This is a genomic window from Butyrivibrio sp. AE2032 (assembly GCF_000702965.1).
On the sequence record NZ_JNLF01000003.1, the window covers coordinates 538,764 to 555,417 of the forward strand.

The 16,654-nt window shown below is 43.1% G+C and carries 17 protein-coding genes; 1 reads left to right on the forward strand and 16 read right to left on the reverse strand.

The annotated features are described in order from the left end of the window. Positions 1-12 precede the first annotated feature (12 nt). The 5 genes from rplM to BO18_RS04125 all read right to left on the reverse strand — a co-directional run bounded on the left by rplM (position 13) and on the right by BO18_RS04125 (position 3,936). Entirely contained in the window at positions 13-441 is a 429-nt protein-coding gene (gene rplM, locus BO18_RS04105) for a 50S ribosomal protein L13 (protein WP_034443820.1), read from the reverse strand. Positions 442-634: 193 nt separating this feature from the next. Further along, the gene (gene truA, locus BO18_RS04110; RefSeq protein ID WP_051688740.1) at positions 635-1,435 is read right to left on the reverse strand and encodes a tRNA pseudouridine(38-40) synthase TruA; all 801 of its coding nucleotides are present in this window, start codon (positions 1,433-1,435) and stop codon (positions 635-637) included. A 13-nt stretch (positions 1,436-1,448) separates the two neighbouring features. Then, positions 1,449-2,255 (reverse strand): energy-coupling factor transporter transmembrane component T family protein, encoded by an 807-nt coding sequence (locus BO18_RS04115; RefSeq protein ID WP_034443823.1) that lies wholly within the window; start codon positions 2,253-2,255, stop codon positions 1,449-1,451. Next, a complete protein-coding gene (locus BO18_RS04120) occupies positions 2,249-3,100 on the reverse strand; it encodes an energy-coupling factor transporter ATPase (protein ID WP_034443826.1) in 852 nt (283 codons plus the stop codon). Before BO18_RS04120 ends, BO18_RS04115 begins: the two co-directional genes overlap by 7 nt. Next, a complete protein-coding gene (locus BO18_RS04125; RefSeq protein ID WP_442856565.1) occupies positions 3,091-3,936 on the reverse strand; it encodes an energy-coupling factor transporter ATPase in 846 nt (281 codons plus the stop codon). Before BO18_RS04125 ends, BO18_RS04120 begins: the two co-directional genes overlap by 10 nt. Before the next feature lie 170 nt (positions 3,937-4,106). Here BO18_RS04125 and BO18_RS04130 point away from each other — a divergent pair, with 170 nt between their 5' ends. Further along, complete coding sequence (locus BO18_RS04130) at positions 4,107-5,108, forward strand: M15 family metallopeptidase (protein ID WP_034443832.1); 1,002 nt, start codon at positions 4,107-4,109, stop codon at positions 5,106-5,108. A gap of 197 nt (positions 5,109-5,305) precedes the next feature. Here BO18_RS04130 and BO18_RS04135 read toward each other — a convergent pair whose 3' ends face one another. The 11 genes from BO18_RS04135 to map form a co-directional block, all read right to left on the reverse strand. Then, a complete protein-coding gene (locus BO18_RS04135) occupies positions 5,306-5,842 on the reverse strand; it encodes a bL17 family ribosomal protein (RefSeq protein WP_034443834.1) in 537 nt (178 codons plus the stop codon). Positions 5,843-5,998: 156 nt separating this feature from the next. Next, positions 5,999-6,955: a DNA-directed RNA polymerase subunit alpha gene (locus BO18_RS04140; RefSeq protein WP_034443837.1), complete on the reverse strand. Its 957-nt coding sequence runs from the start codon at positions 6,953-6,955 to the stop codon at positions 5,999-6,001. Between the two features lie 181 nt (positions 6,956-7,136). Next, positions 7,137-7,730, reverse strand: a complete 594-nt coding sequence (gene rpsD / locus BO18_RS04145; protein WP_034443840.1) for a 30S ribosomal protein S4 — start codon at positions 7,728-7,730, stop codon at positions 7,137-7,139. Between the two features lie 122 nt (positions 7,731-7,852). Beyond that, complete coding sequence (gene rpsK / locus BO18_RS04150) at positions 7,853-8,260, reverse strand: 30S ribosomal protein S11 (protein ID WP_022764376.1); 408 nt, start codon at positions 8,258-8,260, stop codon at positions 7,853-7,855. Positions 8,261-8,355: 95 nt separating this feature from the next. Beyond that, the gene (rpsM, locus tag BO18_RS04155; protein WP_034443844.1) at positions 8,356-8,724 is read right to left on the reverse strand and encodes a 30S ribosomal protein S13; all 369 of its coding nucleotides are present in this window, start codon (positions 8,722-8,724) and stop codon (positions 8,356-8,358) included. Positions 8,725-8,925: 201 nt separating this feature from the next. Then, positions 8,926-9,039 carry a 50S ribosomal protein L36 gene (gene rpmJ / locus BO18_RS04160; protein ID WP_013280022.1) on the reverse strand — a complete coding sequence of 38 codons (114 nt, stop codon included), beginning with the start codon at positions 9,037-9,039 and terminating at the stop codon, positions 8,926-8,928. 146 nt (positions 9,040-9,185) lie between these two features. Next, positions 9,186-10,082: a hypothetical protein gene (locus BO18_RS04165; protein ID WP_034443847.1), complete on the reverse strand. Its 897-nt coding sequence runs from the start codon at positions 10,080-10,082 to the stop codon at positions 9,186-9,188. A 50-nt stretch (positions 10,083-10,132) separates the two neighbouring features. Continuing rightward, positions 10,133-14,377: a hypothetical protein gene (locus tag BO18_RS04170; protein ID WP_034443849.1), complete on the reverse strand. Its 4,245-nt coding sequence runs from the start codon at positions 14,375-14,377 to the stop codon at positions 10,133-10,135. A 107-nt stretch (positions 14,378-14,484) separates the two neighbouring features. Further along, the gene (locus BO18_RS32420; protein WP_051688492.1) at positions 14,485-15,573 is read right to left on the reverse strand and encodes a GGDEF domain-containing protein; all 1,089 of its coding nucleotides are present in this window, start codon (positions 15,571-15,573) and stop codon (positions 14,485-14,487) included. Between the two features lie 80 nt (positions 15,574-15,653). Next, the gene (infA, locus tag BO18_RS04180; RefSeq protein WP_013280019.1) at positions 15,654-15,872 is read right to left on the reverse strand and encodes a translation initiation factor IF-1; all 219 of its coding nucleotides are present in this window, start codon (positions 15,870-15,872) and stop codon (positions 15,654-15,656) included. A gap of 25 nt (positions 15,873-15,897) precedes the next feature. Further along, on the reverse strand, positions 15,898-16,650 hold the full coding sequence (map, locus tag BO18_RS04185; RefSeq protein ID WP_034443851.1) for a type I methionyl aminopeptidase: 753 nt from the start codon (positions 16,648-16,650) through the stop codon (positions 15,898-15,900). Positions 16,651-16,654: the final 4 nt, after the last annotated feature.

A 16,654-nucleotide genomic window follows, 5' to 3' on the forward strand; every position in this document is an offset into this window, starting at 1 on the left:
TCGATTACCCGATTAAAATGTTAACTCTTCAGGCTTCTGAGCTGCGTGTGGGTGCTCAGCACCAGCGTATACGTGAAGCTTGCCATACATCTCTCTTCCAAGAGATCCCTTAGGAAGCATTCCCTTTACAGCGTGCTCAATAACTCTCTCAGGGTGATCCTGGAGCATCTGGCGAAGTGTGAACTCCTTGTGATGTCCAACATACTCTGTGTGGTGCCAATACATCTTCTGATCAAGCTTCTTGCCAGTTACTTTGATCTTCTCTGCATTGATAACGATTACATAATCACCTGTGTCGATGTTAGGTGTGTAGATTGGCTTGTTCTTTCCTCTAAGTACGTTTGCTACGTTAGAAGCAAGACGTCCAAGTGTCATATCAGTAGCATCAACTACATACCACTTCTTCTCTACTGTAGTTGCACTAGGCATAAAAGTATTCATTGTGTTTCCTCCATAGATTAGAGCAATTACTTAATTTGTTACTTTCCATGGAACCCTTCACCTGATTCCACAGTATATGAACATACTGAAGCTTACCGGGACATCAATATGTCACTTGCATTGTCATGCGGGCATAGTTATAGAATAAACTTTGTCACGCGAAAGATATTATATGACGATTTACCAACTTTTGTCAACAGATATTTACATTTTCCAAAGGTTTTTCACCGGGTCCGGGAATCCCCTCAAGGAACTTGTATTCCATCAGGAAAAGACCCTGTGGAGGCGCTGTAGGTCCTGCTGCCGACCTGTCTTTTGCATCCAGCATCTTCACTATGTCAGAAGGCTCGCCCTTTCCCCTTCCGATCTGTAAAAGAGTTCCTGCAATGATCCTGACCATATTATATAAAAAGCCATTTCCGGTCACTGAGATAACCACCTCATCTCCACGCCTTTCGACTCTCACATTCTTAATGGTCCTGACATGAGAAAGAGCCTGGGATTCAGTGTTGCAAAAGCTGGTGAAATCGTGCTCTCCCACCAGATAATTTCCTGCCTCCTGCATTCTTTCAACATCTAACTCCATATTGAAATGGTAGGTGTAAAGGCGCTTAACCGGCACTTCCATTTTGGAATTCAGTACCCTGTATTCATAGGTCTTTTCCGTATCGCAGTGCCTTGGATGAAACCACAGCGCCACCTCTTTAGACTCTACCACCCTAATATCCTCAGGAAGTATATGATTCAGAGCGTAAGAAAACCTGTCTCCTGGAATGGTGGATCCCGTATCAAAAACAGCTATGTTTCCGTAAGCATGGACTCCGGAATCAGTCCTGCTGGCACCTATGACCTGAACTTCTTCTCCGGTAAGCCCGTGAATAGCCCTGTTAAGCATCTCTTCAATTGTATTGTGGGTGCTGGTCTGAAGCGCCCAGCCGTTATAGGCAGTTCCGTCATAGGACACCACCAACATTATCCTGCGTTTATTAGGCATCTCTTTTCCCATATTACCTGAACAGAATTCTTCCAAACACTATAACCAGAGCCACAAACAGCACAATGACCAGATATCCGATAGCATCCCTTTTCTTGTAGATAAGGGGCTTCATCTTGGTCCTGCCCTCGCCTCCGCGGTAGCATCTGGCCTCCATAGCCATGGCCAGATCGTTGGCCCTTCTGAAGGCTGAAATAAACAGTGGCACTAAAAGAGGTATAAGACTCTTTGCCCTTTGTATAAGAGAACCACTCTCGAAATCCGCTCCCCTGGCCATCTGGGCCTTCATGATCTTGTCCGTCTCTTCCATGAGGATAGGTATAAACCTCAGGGCAATGGACATCATCATTGATATCTCGTGAACCGGAACCCTTATCTTCTTAAGAGGGTTCAGAAGGTTCTCCAGTCCGTCAGTCAGGTTGTTGGGAGTGGTAGTCAAGGTCATCAGAGAGGAGCCTGTAATAAGGAACACCAGCCTGATTCCCATCATCGCAGCCAGCTTGATTCCTTCCTTAGTTATCTGAAACTTCCAAAAGCTAAATATAGCCTCTCCCGGCGTCAAAAACAGATTGAACACCATAGTTATAAGGAGCAGGAAAAAGATTGCCTTCATGCCCCTGAAAATGAATTTTGGAGGCACATTAGACAGCTTTATGCAGATAACAAGGAAAAGCCCTGCAATAGCGTATCCTATGAAGTTATTCACCAAAAACAGGGAAATAATAAAGGAGAAGGTCCCCACGATCTTAACCCTCGGGTCAAGACGATGGATCACTGACTCTGTCCTATAATATTGTCCCAGTGTAATATCTCTTAGCATTTACCAAACGCCTTCAGTATCTCTTTTTTTGCTTCCTCCAATGTGGTAATGCCTGTGTCCACATCAAAGCCTGCTTCACGCAGTTCCTGCATGCAATATGTCACCTGGGGAGCAGCAAGTCCTATCTCCTCAAGCTCTTTTACATGGGAAAAGACATCTCGAGGCTCCGCATCAAAAGCTACGCGCCCCTTGTTCATTACAATTATCCTCTCAACATAATCCGCCACGTCTTCCATGCTGTGGCTTACCAGGATTATGGTGATGTTCATCTTTTTATGAAGATCAGATATCAGATTAAGGATATCCTCTCTTCCCTTCGGATCAAGACCTGCTGTGGGCTCGTCCAGGATCAACACCCGGGGCTTCATGGCAAGAACGCCTGCTATGGCAACACGTCTCTTTTGCCCTCCCGAAAGGTCAAAGGGTGACTGATAAAAGTAGGTGGCATCAAATCCAACCTGCTCCAGAGCTTCAAAAGCTCTAAGCTCCACTTCCTTCTGGGGAAGTCCAAGGTTCTTTGGCCCAAAGCATACATCCTTAAAGCAATCTGTCTCAAAGAGCTGATGCTCCGGGTACTGGAAAACCAGTCCCACGTTGGATCTGAGCTTCTTCTTATCGTAGCCCTGCTCGTTTATGTCCTCATTATCAAAAAAGACATTTCCGCTGCTGGGTTTTATCAGACCGTTCATATGCTGTATCAGCGTTGACTTACCTGAACCTGTATGTCCGATAAGGCCGATAAACTGACCATCAGGAATCTTAAGGTTTACATCGATAAGGGCCGGATGTGCCATGGCCGTGTCTTCATCGTATATGTAATTCAAATGATTAATGATTATCGACATGCTTTCAGAGCCTCCACCAGCTCTTTTCTCGTAAGTATGGGCTCAGGAATTGGAAGTCCGCTTTTCCTAAGCTCATGGGCAAGAAGTGTCACCTGAGGAACCCCCAGCTTAAGCTCTTTGAGCTTATCCACCTGGGCAAAGATCTCCCTTGGAGTTCCCTCCATAACAACCTTTCCCTTATCCATAACAAAGACTTTATCAGCATCCACCACCTCTTCCATGTAGTGGGTGATAAGGATTATAGTGATGTTCTCAACCTGATTAAGGGCTCTGGCAGCTCTTATTACCTCTCTGCGGCCATTGGGGTCAAGCATGGCTGTAGGCTCGTCCATAATGATGCATTTGGGGTGCATAGCGATTACTCCGGCTATGGATACCCTCTGCTTCTGTCCGCCTGACAGGTGATTAGGAGATGACTTTCTGAACTGGTCCATTCTGACAGCCTTAAGGCTTTCATCTACTCTCTCCCAGATCTCTTCAGTGGGAACCCCCATATTCTCAGGGCCAAAGCCTACGTCCTCTTCAACAACCTGGCCAATGATCTGGTTGTCAGGGTTCTGGAAGATCATTCCGGCTTCCTGTCTAACATCCCAGAGATGCTCGTCATCCTCAGTGAGCATTCCATCCACATAAACTTCTCCCTCAGTAGGATAAAGAAGTGCATTGAAGTGCTTGGCAAGAGTGGACTTTCCAGAGCCGTTATGACCCAAAATAGCAATAAACTGCCCCGGCTCCACGTTGAGGTTCACGTTGTCAACAGCTCTGGTTATGCCCTCAACATTGCCCTCTTCGTCGCGCCTTATATATTCAAATACAAGTTTATCTGTACGAATCATCTTCTTCATATATTTCTCCAAAAATGCCTGTTTCAAATGCATTCCGGCACTTGCCTATTTTACTAAATCCAGGGCAATATTACAACTGTGCAGGTCTCTAAAATGTGGTAGAATTTAGATGTTGGTCAGCATTACTGGTCATCGATTTTTTGATATATCGGAGACGCATCATGAACAAAAAACTACTTAAGGACTTAGCACTGCTGGCAGGCGTGATCATCATAGCAGCTGCCGGCGCAAGATATTTAGGTGGAGGAGAGACTTTGACAGATTATGCCATTAAGAATCCGGAAAAAGCTGGGGTTGCCAGTTCCCAAGTTATAGAAAGAGAATCAGCCACAGATGTAACTTCAAATATCTCTGATGCAGTAACAAGCGGCTCTCAGGATACCAGTTCAACCTCAGAAAAAGAAACATCAGCCAAAACAGACGATTCTTTCAGTACTGCATCTGGGACAGGAACCGCTGCAAGTTCCTCAGAAACCACTTCATCATCAAGCGATTCAGCAAGTGCAGCTTCAGTCGCAAGCGCCGGCTCCTCAGCTCAAAGTGAGAGCGCAGGTAACGACATCTCCCCTGACCGCGTGACCTATAAAGAGGGCTTCTATTATGAGCCCATCTCAAATGAGATTTTCAGCCGAATCTCCGGCATTTCATATCCGGTTGACTGCACTGTCCCTATTGATGAACTTCGCTATGTTGGTCTTTTATATGTGGATTTTAATGGAAACACCCAGAACGGCGAACTTATCTGCAATAAAGATCTGGCCCAGGATATGGTAGAGGTCTTCTACGAGCTGTATATCAATGAATATCAGCTTGAAAGCGTCAAGCTGGTGGACGAATTTGGAGGAGATGACACAGCCTCAATGCTGGCAAATAACACTTCATGTTTTAACTATAGAGTTGTTGAAGGAACCACAAGGCTTTCCAACCATGCATTAGGCAGGGCAATAGATATCAATCCTTTCTACAACCCTTACATCACTTACAACAAAGATGGCTCTGTTAACATATCCCCTGAGGGAAGCGAGGCCTACGCCGACAGAACAGCCCAGTTCCCTTATAAGATAGATGAAAATGATCTGGCCTACAAGCTCTTTAAGGAGCACGGCTTTAAGTGGGGCGGCAATTGGAATTCGGTTAAAGACTATCAACACTTTGAGCGTTAGCTACAAGCCATGCGCGAGAATATAATAGGCAATGTGTTGGGAGCTTGCTCACATAAGCATTGAATATTTTATTCTCGGATACGGCGACAGCCGTACAACGAGGAATTTTGGCTCTTTAAAATTCCGAGTGGAGCGCTTGGCGGATTGAAGCGCATAAAAGGGATATGGCCCATGCCATATCCCTTTTATAGTGCGCATCAAACGAGCTCAAGTACAACCATCATAGCTGCATCGCCTTTTCTCTGACCGATCTTGACGATTCTTGTGTAACCGCCCTTACGATCTGCGTACTTAGGTCCGTACTCATCGAAAAGCTTTGCTACAAGGTCAACTTCCTTTGTGTTTCTCTTTCTTCCTGCGTTCTCTGTAGGAACCTCAGTTACAGGGTAAAGAGTCTTAAGAAGCTGTCTTCTTGCGTGCATTCTTGAAGGAAGGTCCTTCTTGATCTCCTTCTTAACAGTTGTATACTTTGTAACCTTCTTGCCATCTACAACTTCTTTTACTCTCTTGCCATCTTTGTCCTTCTCAGGAACCTTAGCCTCAACAGTAACTGTCTCGAAGTTGTCCTTCTCCTTAGCTGCAAGAGTGATCATAGGCTCTACGATCTTCTTGATTTCCTTAGCTCTTGCCTCTGTAGTAATGATCTTACCATTGTAAAGAAGTGCTGTTACCTGGTTACGAAGAAGTGCTCTCCTAGGTTTTGTTGCTTTTCCAAGCTTTCTGTACATTGCCATTTTAAATTACTTCCTTTCTCATCTGCAGGATTCCCCTGCGGTTTGACATAAGAAGATGCGCGTCGGACTTACTCTTCAAATGCAGTTGATAAATATTATGAGAATCCGCCTCAGTACTCATCGGTTTTACCTTCGGCGGATATTCATGTTAATTGATTATTCGCCATCCTGTCTAAGGGAAAGTCCAAGCTCGTCAAGCTTTGCAAGAACCTCCTCAAGGGACTTACGTCCAAGATTACGAACCTTCATCATATCGTCAGAAGTCTTGTTTGCAAGCTCCTGAACGGTATTGATACCTGCTCTCTTAAGGCAGTTGAATGAACGAACTGAAAGTTCAAGTTCATCAATTGACATCTCGAGAACCTTGCCCTTCTCATCATCTTCCTTCTCTACCATAACCTCAGCGGTCTTAGCATTCTCAGAAAGATCAATGAACAGGCTCAGGTGCTCAGAAAGAACCTTAGCTGCAAGGCTTACAGCCTCATCAGGACCAAGTGTTCCATCTGTGTGAACGTCAAGTGTCAGCTTATCAAAGTCTGTTACCTGACCTACACGAGTATTCTCTACAGTTACATTTACTCTCTCTACTGGAGTGTAGATAGAATCAATAGCGATCACACCGATAGGAAGATCACCAGATTTGTTCTTGTCAGAGCTTACATAACCTCTTCCCTTTGTGATGGTGAGCTCCATGTAGAGCTTAGCATCCTTTCCGGAAAGAGTAGCGATAACCTGATCAGGATTCATGATCTCAATATCCTGGTCAACCTGAATATCAGATGCCTTTACAACACCCTCGCCATTGAACTCGATATAAGCTGTCTTAGGCTCGTTTGTATCAGAAGAATTTCTGATTGAAAGGTTCTTGATATTCATGATGATCTCAGTTACATCTTCCTTTACTCCAGGAATAGAACTGAACTCATGAAGTACGCCTTCGATTTTGACCTGACTTACTGCTGCTCCAGGTAATGATGAGAGCATAATCCTACGAAGGGAATTGCCCAGTGTAATACCGTAACCTCTCTCAAGAGGCTCAACTACGAATTTACCATATTTCTTATCATCTGAGATTTCAGCAACTTCAATATTTGGTCTTTCAAAATCAAACACTGATATACCCTCCTTATGTGGTTAGTCAACAAGTTTCTATATAAATTTGATTATGAATCGCTTCGCAATTCACATACATTCGGAATCCGCACTATCGTGCTACTTCCTCATATATGTTTCATCTTCAAGGTCATAAATCGATATGCACAAGTGCAACGATTTATGACTTTGAATCCTATAATCACTTAGAATACAACTCGACGATAAGCATTTCGTCTACTGGAACGTCGATAACCTCTCTTGAAGGAAGCTCCTTGATTGTACCCTGGAGGTTCTCCTTGTTAACATCAAGCCACTCAGGAACGAGTCTGCCTGCTGTAATCTCTGCGATATCCTTGAATCTCTGGATATTCTTTGCAGATTCCTTAACTTCGATAACGTCACCAGCCTTGATGAGGTATGAAGGGATGTTGATTACCTTGCCATTTACAGTGATGAACTTATGAAGAACAACCTGTCTAGCCTCTCTTCTTGTTCTAGCGAATCCCATTCTGAATACTACGTTGTCAAGTCTTGTCTCAAGAATTGTCATAAGGTTTGAACCTGTCTGACCCTTCATTCTATCAGCCCTGTCATAGTAGTTTCTGAAAGGCTTCTCAAGTACACCATAGATGAACTTAGCCTTCTGCTTCTCACGAAGCTGAAGTCCGTACTCACTCATCTTCTTACCAGCTCTTGCTGATGTTCTCTTAGACTTCTTGTCATATCCAAGGAATGTTGGATCAAGATCAAGAGATCTGCATCTTTTTAAAACGGGAACTCTGTTTACTGCCATTTTTTGGCTCCTTTCTTTTACTCAGATGATTTCTTCATCTGATGTTGTTTACAATGCTGTTTGCACCTTCGTCCAACGAGTTATTTTTTTGCAAAAAATATATCGCTGCAACAGGGTTATGATTATACCCTACGACGCTTAGGTGGTCTGCATCCATTATGAGGTACAGGTGTTACGTCTGTGATAGATGTAACTGTAAGACCGCTTGCAGCAAGAGCTCTGATTGCAGCTTCTCTTCCTGATCCTGGTCCCTTTACGAATACATCAACAGTCTTAAGGCCATGAATAAGTGCAGCCTTAGTTGCTGTCTCTGCAGCTACCTGTGCAGCATAAGGAGTAGATTTCCTTGAACCCTTAAAGCCCAGACCACCGGCACTTGCCCAGCTAAGAGCGTTTCCTGCAGCATCTGTCAATGTAACGATTGTGTTATTGAAAGATGACTGGATGTGTGCCTGTCCGTGTTCAACGTTTTTCTTGACACGTTTCTTAGCAGCTGATTTCTTTGCTGCTGATGATTTCTGATTTGCCATTTTAAACTAACCTACTTTCTTCCTATAAATCTGTTTGTTTGTTACTATTATGAACCAGCCATGCCTTAGTTCATATTCAAGCGCTTTTAGAAAAATTATTTCTTCTTGTTAGCGATTGTTCTCTTTGGTCCTTTTCTTGTTCTTGCATTTGTCTTAGTTCTCTGACCACGGCAAGGAAGTCCTCTCCTGTGACGGATACCTCTGTAACATCCGATCTCTGTGAGTCTCTTGATGTTCATGGCAACTTCTCTTCTAAGGTCACCCTCTACTTCGTAGTCATTACCGATGATCTCGGCAATTCTCTTTACTTCTTCGTCTGTAAGATCACGAACACGTGTGTCCGGATTTACTTTTGCTTCTTCAAGAATCTTGTTTGAGCTTGTTCTACCGATACCGTAGATGTATGTCAAACCGATCTCGACTCTCTTATCTCTAGGTAAATCTACACCTGCAATACGAGCCATTCTAATTCCTCCATATAAATCATAAAAAATAATAATTGTGTGCTGCACTTATAGCAGCAGTTACTTATTTGATTGGGGCTTATTTCAATGCCCAACCGGACAGAAACGGGTCCGATCTTTCCAATACGTTATAGATCAGCATGTCGCATCTTTCGACGCGAAACCTATATTGGTATCAAAAAGTAATCCGAATAGCTCGAATTAACCCTGTCTCTGTTTGTGCTTAGGGTTGTCACAGATAACTCTGATAACGCCCTTTCTCTTGATAACCTTGCACTTTTCGCACATAGGCTTAACAGAAGACCTAACTTTCATTGTTACTCCTTTCTTACGCATGGATAAATGCCTGAAAAAGGGCATACTATGCCCTTTTCACAAAAAGACCGACTTATAATATAACACAAACGAAATCAACGTGCAACACTTTTTAACAAAAAATCGCACATTTTTCAAAAGAATTATTATCCATGCTCTTTTCTATGATTGGTGTAATGCACATAATCAATCATAGTCCCAGTTCCAATGGGCAGATCAGCCGTTGCTCTTATAAGCTGAGTGTGGGGCGGATCATGTACCAGCTTCTTCACAAGCCTCTCTGAATTCTTAGTCACAATGGGGCAGGCAATCTTGCAATCCTCGCCATACTTCCCCAGCGCCACATGGAAGGAGTGTTTCAAAAGAACTATTGTAGCAACAGGGTCTCTTGAATACAAAAGACTTATCACAAGCTCATCATCATCATGTTCTACCAGGATGACGCCTTCAGCATCATCACCTATCTGGTATATAAAGCTAAGCTCCTGGTCATACTTATCCCATCTTACGGGGTGCGCAATCGGAATCGCCTCGTGGGCCTCAATGGCATTTTCAATCACTTTATTCTTAAGCGTACCATCAGCTTTAGATAATGGAACACAGTTATGAACCCTCTTGTTGTCATCCTCTTCCGCAACCTTGTCCACATCCTTCAAAGAAAACCTGTATACTCCTCCGGTTTCCTCTGACAGAACAAACTCCTCCTGAGGAAAATAGCTTTCCATGGGAGAGCCCTTGCGGAACACGCCGTACACTCCCGCATATCCGCCATGTACCCTGGCCTTGTTTACTATCCTGCGGACCATGTCAGCTCCATAATCCTCCAGCTCATATTCCTTTGTGGTGGCTGCCCAGACTATCTCAATATATCCCAATGTCTCGCGATACAATACAATTCCCACCACATCTGATTCCCCAAGATTGTCATCCATCACCACTATTCCGGAAAGCTTTCCCTCCTTAAGCGGAGCCATGTAACAATCAGGTATCAGAGCCTTAAACAGATCAATATCTTTTTCTGAAAAAGAGTAGTCTCTATACATATACGTTTCTCCCTAAATCATCAAACAACTGCCATTTAGCATTCTCAAACTTACAGACTTGCAGGCTTTTCACGATACCAGTTCTCAGGATTATGCATGACATCCCATGAATATTGCATTTTTGTTACTGTTTCCACTTTTCCAGTCTTATCCGGTATTATTTTAAGGAGTTCTCTCATAATACCTTCTCTCCAATTTAAGAAATCGATAAGGCCATCTATTTTTTTAAGATCTGACATAAGTGCAGCCTTTCTTTCTTCGTATTCTTTATATGTAGGAGAAAGTTTGGTCATAGTAACTATAGCAAGAGTCGTTACCTTCCTAAGCTGCTCTGCCTTTATTCTGAGAATTGCCATTCCATCAATGTCGTCGGCATAATTATCCGGCTCCTGCGGGTCCGTAGGAAGTCTCCAGAAATTAGCATTTTTCCTTGATGCCAAGATCTTACTTCCTGGTTCTTTTCCAGTATATGATTTTAGCTGGTCATAGGTTCTGCTGATGACTGGAAGCAGCATGTCAAGGCCCCTCTTGCCTTCCGCAGGATCAGTATCAGCTTTTTTCACAGACTGTAAAATATTTGAGTAATACCCCAAAACCATATCCCTGGAAGCGTCATCAGCAAACATCACGTGATTCGGATTCTTAGTGTCTTCCATAGGTATATCCATGCTGACAAAATCTGCAATAAGCTGCTTATCATCATCCAAAGCATCTGCTCCGCGAATGTTTTTGATTGGCTCCGTAGTCTTATCTGCTATTTTTTTCTGATAGTCCTTTCGCTCTTTGTCTATAAATGATACTGCAGTGACGAGATGAGATCTTTGACGTTTTATTACAGCCAGGATCTCAGGATCAACCTCATTTTCCCTTATATCATGCTGTTCCTTGGCACTTCTTGTAACTGCATCCATCTCCTTAGCGAGAGCTTTCCTTGTCTTAAACTCTTGTCCTATATCACCTTCTACCAGCTCAACTTCATCTGAAAAACTAACTTTCTTTTTCTTATGAGCATCTGCCTTGAGATCCTGCAAATAATTATGAGCGCCTTTAGTAAGGTTCCTCACTTCAACTATAGAAGGCACCTCTATTCTAAGATTATTCTTCGTCAGCATTGACTTAAGTTCGGCCACCATTGCTGCAATTCTTTCCTCTTCCAATTTAGGATCTGCAAGCCTTTTATCCAATGCATCCATTGCTTTCAGCAAGGGTTCCCCCTCCCATTTATTCAGATATGGAGCCGTTTCTCTTAAATCATGGATTGCCTGATTTATAAACGCAAGTGCCGCCTGCTTGAACTGAGCGCTTATAGCATCAAGCATTTCATCCAGCTTCGTCTCTACATCGCTTACCGGACTAGGGCCCTGTGGATTTACCACCATCCTCATGACATTCTGTAACTTAGTCAGATAATCACTCCTTAAGATTTCATCCATGGAATGATCCGCTAGAGGTGCATTGATCTTCTGAGCCAGGGTCTGGAGGGTTCTTTCAACATCCTCTGTGCTTCCTGTCTCAGGCGTTAAGCATTGAAGGATCTTATCTGCAGTCTCAGTAACAGTATCAGAGATTATATTCAAAATCTGTACTATGGAATCCTGCTGGTCCATAAGTTCCTTATGACGATCTCTAAGAGTTTTAGAGGGATGTTCACGGAGCTGTCTCTGAACCTGGAAAAGCTCGTGATTAATGGCTGTCAGCTGGCTTACATACGCAGAATGAGCCGTTCCTTTTAAAAGATCCTTTTCAATTACTTCTCTGCGCTCTTCCGGGGTACTGAATCTTCTTGACTCATAATAATCCATCCTGACGTACTTTCTTTCCATTTTAGAAAGTCCCTCAAGTGCTGCTTCCTTACTGATATATTTCCTTGTAGCCTCCTGGCGCGCCTGATTGATGGGAGCCATCCATCTTCGCCAGGTTTTCTTTTCATCCTCTGTCCAGGACTCTTCCTCACCTTCGACCGGTATATCTAAAATGTCAACCTTCTGTTCCTTTGGTTTCTCTTCTTCCTCTCCTTCCGCATCTCCCGCGTCTCCCTGAGGCTTTTCCTCCTGAGATTTTTTTACCACGGCTTTTTCTTCATCGTCTTCTTCTACTTTTTCTTTTGCAGGCTCTTCCTTTTGGCCCTTGTCATCCAAAGGCGCGCCACCCTGACCAGCTTTGGCCTTAGTCACAAATATACTTGTATCCTGAACGCTCACTAATGGTGGATACTCATTTTTCTCAAAGAAGCCCTCCACAAAAGTAGTATCCTTGGACCACTCTTCCATGGTGGAATTATATCCCTTATCCATAAGCTGTTTTCTGTAATCCACGAAACTAAGGGCTCTGTTAAGGTACATCCACTTACGGATGAGATTCTGTCGAAGATTCTCTTCACCTGTTTCCTTTGCAACTGTGTCCAATACTTCTTTTCTTTTAAGCATTGTGCTTATAAGATTTCGAAGCTGTCTTGCCTTCCCTTCAAAGGTAGGCATTCCTGCTGTGTTGTCAAATACCTGGTAATGATTCTTGGCAGTAAATATGTTTCTTGTAGCTCCAATATTCATAAAGGCATCAATATCATCGAAAGCCTCTTTTACCATTGGAAGCATACTAACTATAGCCTCCTTCGAAGCCTCTGCATCAGCATTCTTGTCGCCGATAATAGCCATATTGTGCACATGTGCCCTAATTTCATCTGCTATCTGATCGGGTGTTTTCTGTTGTGAGTCTGAAACAAACTTCCCATCCTGATCTCTCGTTCCAACGAAGCGCAAAGAATCATACATGAATCTTGTTTGTTCATCATACACTTTTTCTATAGTAGGAAGGGGCTGTGTCAGCATCATCATGTCTCTACATATAGTTGAAAGCTTTCTTTTTGCCGCTGGACTCTTTGCATTTTCCTTCTTATACAAGGCCAGGATGACTTCATAAGAATTTGCTAAAACCGCTGACTCTTCGTAGTAGCCCTGTTTCTCATAACCAGTAGCGAGATCACTTTCCTCCCAATCCTTCCATTGTTTGTCAAAGAGGTCCAGCGCTCCCTTTTTCCTTTTCTTATCAGTGATTCCTGATGCAATGTCCATTGCTCCGGTCTGGAATCCCATGGCACTACACATGTTGCTATCACGAAGTCTTTCTCCAGGGTTATACCAGTGTTCCTCCAATACATCCACGCCAAAGTGTTCTTTTATGAATGGAGCATATGTAATAGTCTTATCATTTTTTTCTCCCTTTTCGAGGGTCCTATGCCTCAAAAAATTAATACACAAATAGCACGCTTTAGCCTGAAACGTCCACGCACTAAGTTCATTCTCCAGAGACTGGATATAAGTATATAGGCTAGCTGAAGACTTTTGCTTTTGGACCAAAAAGCCCTCTTTTTCACTTTTATTCAGCTGCATGATCGGCGCGTTTCTTCTGTCGACCTCTGCTTTCTCCACAGCCTTCAAAGCCGCAATATGCCTGCGCAGATACTCACCTTTTTCCATGCAAAGATTGTATTCGGTCATAGCCCTAAGCACTGTTTTCTTATCCGCAGGTTGACATTCAACATCTTTAAACGAGTCCTTATCATAAAGTCCGCCAATACCGTCCAATTGCGGAGTTTTGCCTTCATCCTTTTTAACCTCTGTCTTGAATTCAGCAGAGTTCATGATGATCTTGGCCTGCTCACGGCCTATGATCCGCACACTTTCACGTTTATAGAAAAGATACTTCTCCTCTGCCAGGGCAATATGACTCTTATAATTTCCAAATATCTTTCCCTTGGAAGCTCTGGTCTTAATAAGATCCTCGATGACTGCCAGATATTGCCTTTGATACTCGCGCTCTCCCAGGGCATAGCTATCAGTCATATCGATGGCTTCAGAGAGCATTTGTTTTAAATCCTCTGCCTCATCCATAAGATCAGCTGTATCAACACCAGAAAACTGCTCATTCCTCTGTATTGCAGCCTTCTCCTGATCTGATTCCTTCTCGTCGTAGCACTTTTCTTTTTCCCTGAAATTATTCTCTCTCTCTAAATCTTCTTCGGAGATTGCCCACATCCCGGTTTTTGAGGCACGCTCACGCATAGCGGAATCCATAGCAAGGTCTGGACTTAACCTGCTTAACCTGGACCTGGACTGACTCTGCTGCTTATCTAATTCCTCCGGCACAAAAAGAGACTGTGATGCAAAAAGCCTCTTCCGTTCTCTGGATTCGTTATAGCCCTCGGCCATATATCTCATCATCTGTCCCATTGGAAGCACAGAATCAGGCACTTTCCCCAACTCTTTTTTAAAGCTTTCAAATACATCATCTGCCATGGATTTTTCCTCCTTCTTTCTCACTGCCACACACAACAACATAAAAAGATCCGGAGTTTTTCTGCTAATAACCCCGGATCAGTAATATCTCTTTTCGCATGTAGTTATCACAGGAAACTATCTTTGATGAAACGTGCTTTCCCGCCCTCCTTGGCCTTATATAATGCTCCATCTGCTTTCTTATAAAGCTCTTCAAAATTGTGCCCCTGAGTATCCTCCGCAATTCCGATACTGCAGGTTATTCCCTTATCTCCATCGATGTCAGTGGTCTTAAGCTCATGGATAACGCTTCTGCACCTTCTCTCTGCAAAGCCGTCAGGCATATCTCCAAGAACCAGCACCATGAACTCATCTCCGCCAACCCTTCCGATAATGTCATCCGGATGGAAGTAACCTCTTAGTATCTCGGAAAAGAGCTTTAGGACCTTATCTCCAGTCTGATGACCGAATTTGTCATTTACGTCCTTAAAGTCATCCAGGTCAAAGATGAACATAGTGCACTTAGCCCCAATTACCCTGCTTTCCAGGTAACTGGTGCACTTTTCCTCAAAAGAAATCTTGTTTAAAAGACCTGTTAAAAGATCTGTCTGGCTCTTTTTCACCAGCTGCTCGCTGTCTTCATGCCTTGAAAGAGCCATTGAGATAACAGCTGAATAACAGAAAATAGAAGCAATTATGGACAGTACGCTTGTAACTACATCATTCACAAATATATCGGATGCCTTAACATGGTAATCATATACAAGAAATACGGCTGCCATCGCCACTTTGTAGATTACCATTATCCACATATAATCCATGTACAACGTTGATAACATTAACATTGCCACAGGGAAAAATACTGCTCTTGATTGCCTGAAGGTATTTGCGTCTGAAATGGAAAAAGTAAGAATCAATACAGAATAGAAAAATAGGGCATACAGCCTGATCTTCCAAAATTCGTATGTAAGTTTAGGTGTAAGGAAATTATTTAGAACAATAAGAAAAATAAGAATAGCTATAGCAGGAAGATAAACATAAAAAGGAGTATTTCCATTACCAAAGGCTAGTGCCACAGCTACAAAAATAATGCTCACAATAGCAAAAAAAGTCAGCAAACCACTGATAACACCGGCGTTATCGTGGGCCAACTTTTTCTTGTTAGTATCAATATAGTAGTTATTATCATCATAACTTTCGTAGAGTTTCTCTATCATAGTATCCTCAGATGTTTTTAACTACAAAACAATTGACATACTACCGCTATGATTACATTTTACCACAATTTCGACAAAAATTACTTGTCTCTCCAAATAATTCTTCCCTTTGTAAGATCATAAGGTGAAAGCTCTAAAGTAACCTTATCTCCAGGCAGAATTCTGATGAAGTTCTGTCTGAGCTTACCACTTATATGTGCAAGAACAACATGTCCGTTCTCAAGCTCAACCTGGAACATGGTGTTGGGAAGCTTCTCAATTACCTTGCCTTCAATTTCAATTACATCAGCCTTTGACATCTTTATCCTCCTTAAATCCAATCTGTCAAACTATGGTCAATATCTCAGGTTCACCATCCGTGATGGCTATTGTGTTTTCGTAATGGGCTGCCAGCGATCCATCTACAGTGACCACTGTCCATTCATCATCCAGCCAGCCTACGTAGCGCTCTCCCATGGTTATCATGGGTTCTACGCATATAGTCATGTTCTTTCTTAACTTGGGTCCCGGCAAAAACTTCTTAAAGTTTGGAACCAATGGTTCCTCATGAAGGCTTGTGCCGATCCCATGGCCAGTCAGTTCTCTGACTATGCCATAACCATGAGGCGTAATATAGTCGTCTATGGCTCTTGAGATCTCATGAAGTCTGTGCCCAGCCTTTGCTTTCTTGATTCCTTCAAAAAAACTTTCTCTGGTCACGTCAATGAGCTTTTGAGCCTCATCGGATATCTTTCCTACTCCCCAGGTCCTTGCCGCATCTGAATGATAGCCTTTATATATAAGTCCTGTGTCAAAGGTGACAATGTCACCTTCAACAAGGATCCTGTCTGCACTGGGTATTCCGTGGACAACCTCATCATTTACTGATATGCACACAGAAGCGGGAAATCCCTCGTAATTCTTACAGTTAGGTATCCCGCCAAGCTCACGGATTGTTATCTCTCCGATCTGATCAAGCTCGAGAGTAGAAATTCCAGGTCTTAGAGCAGCATGCAGTTCATCATGAACCTTTGCCAAAAGATGCCCCGACTGTCGCATAAGTTCGATTTCTTCGTCAGTCTTGATTATTATAGCCATATCT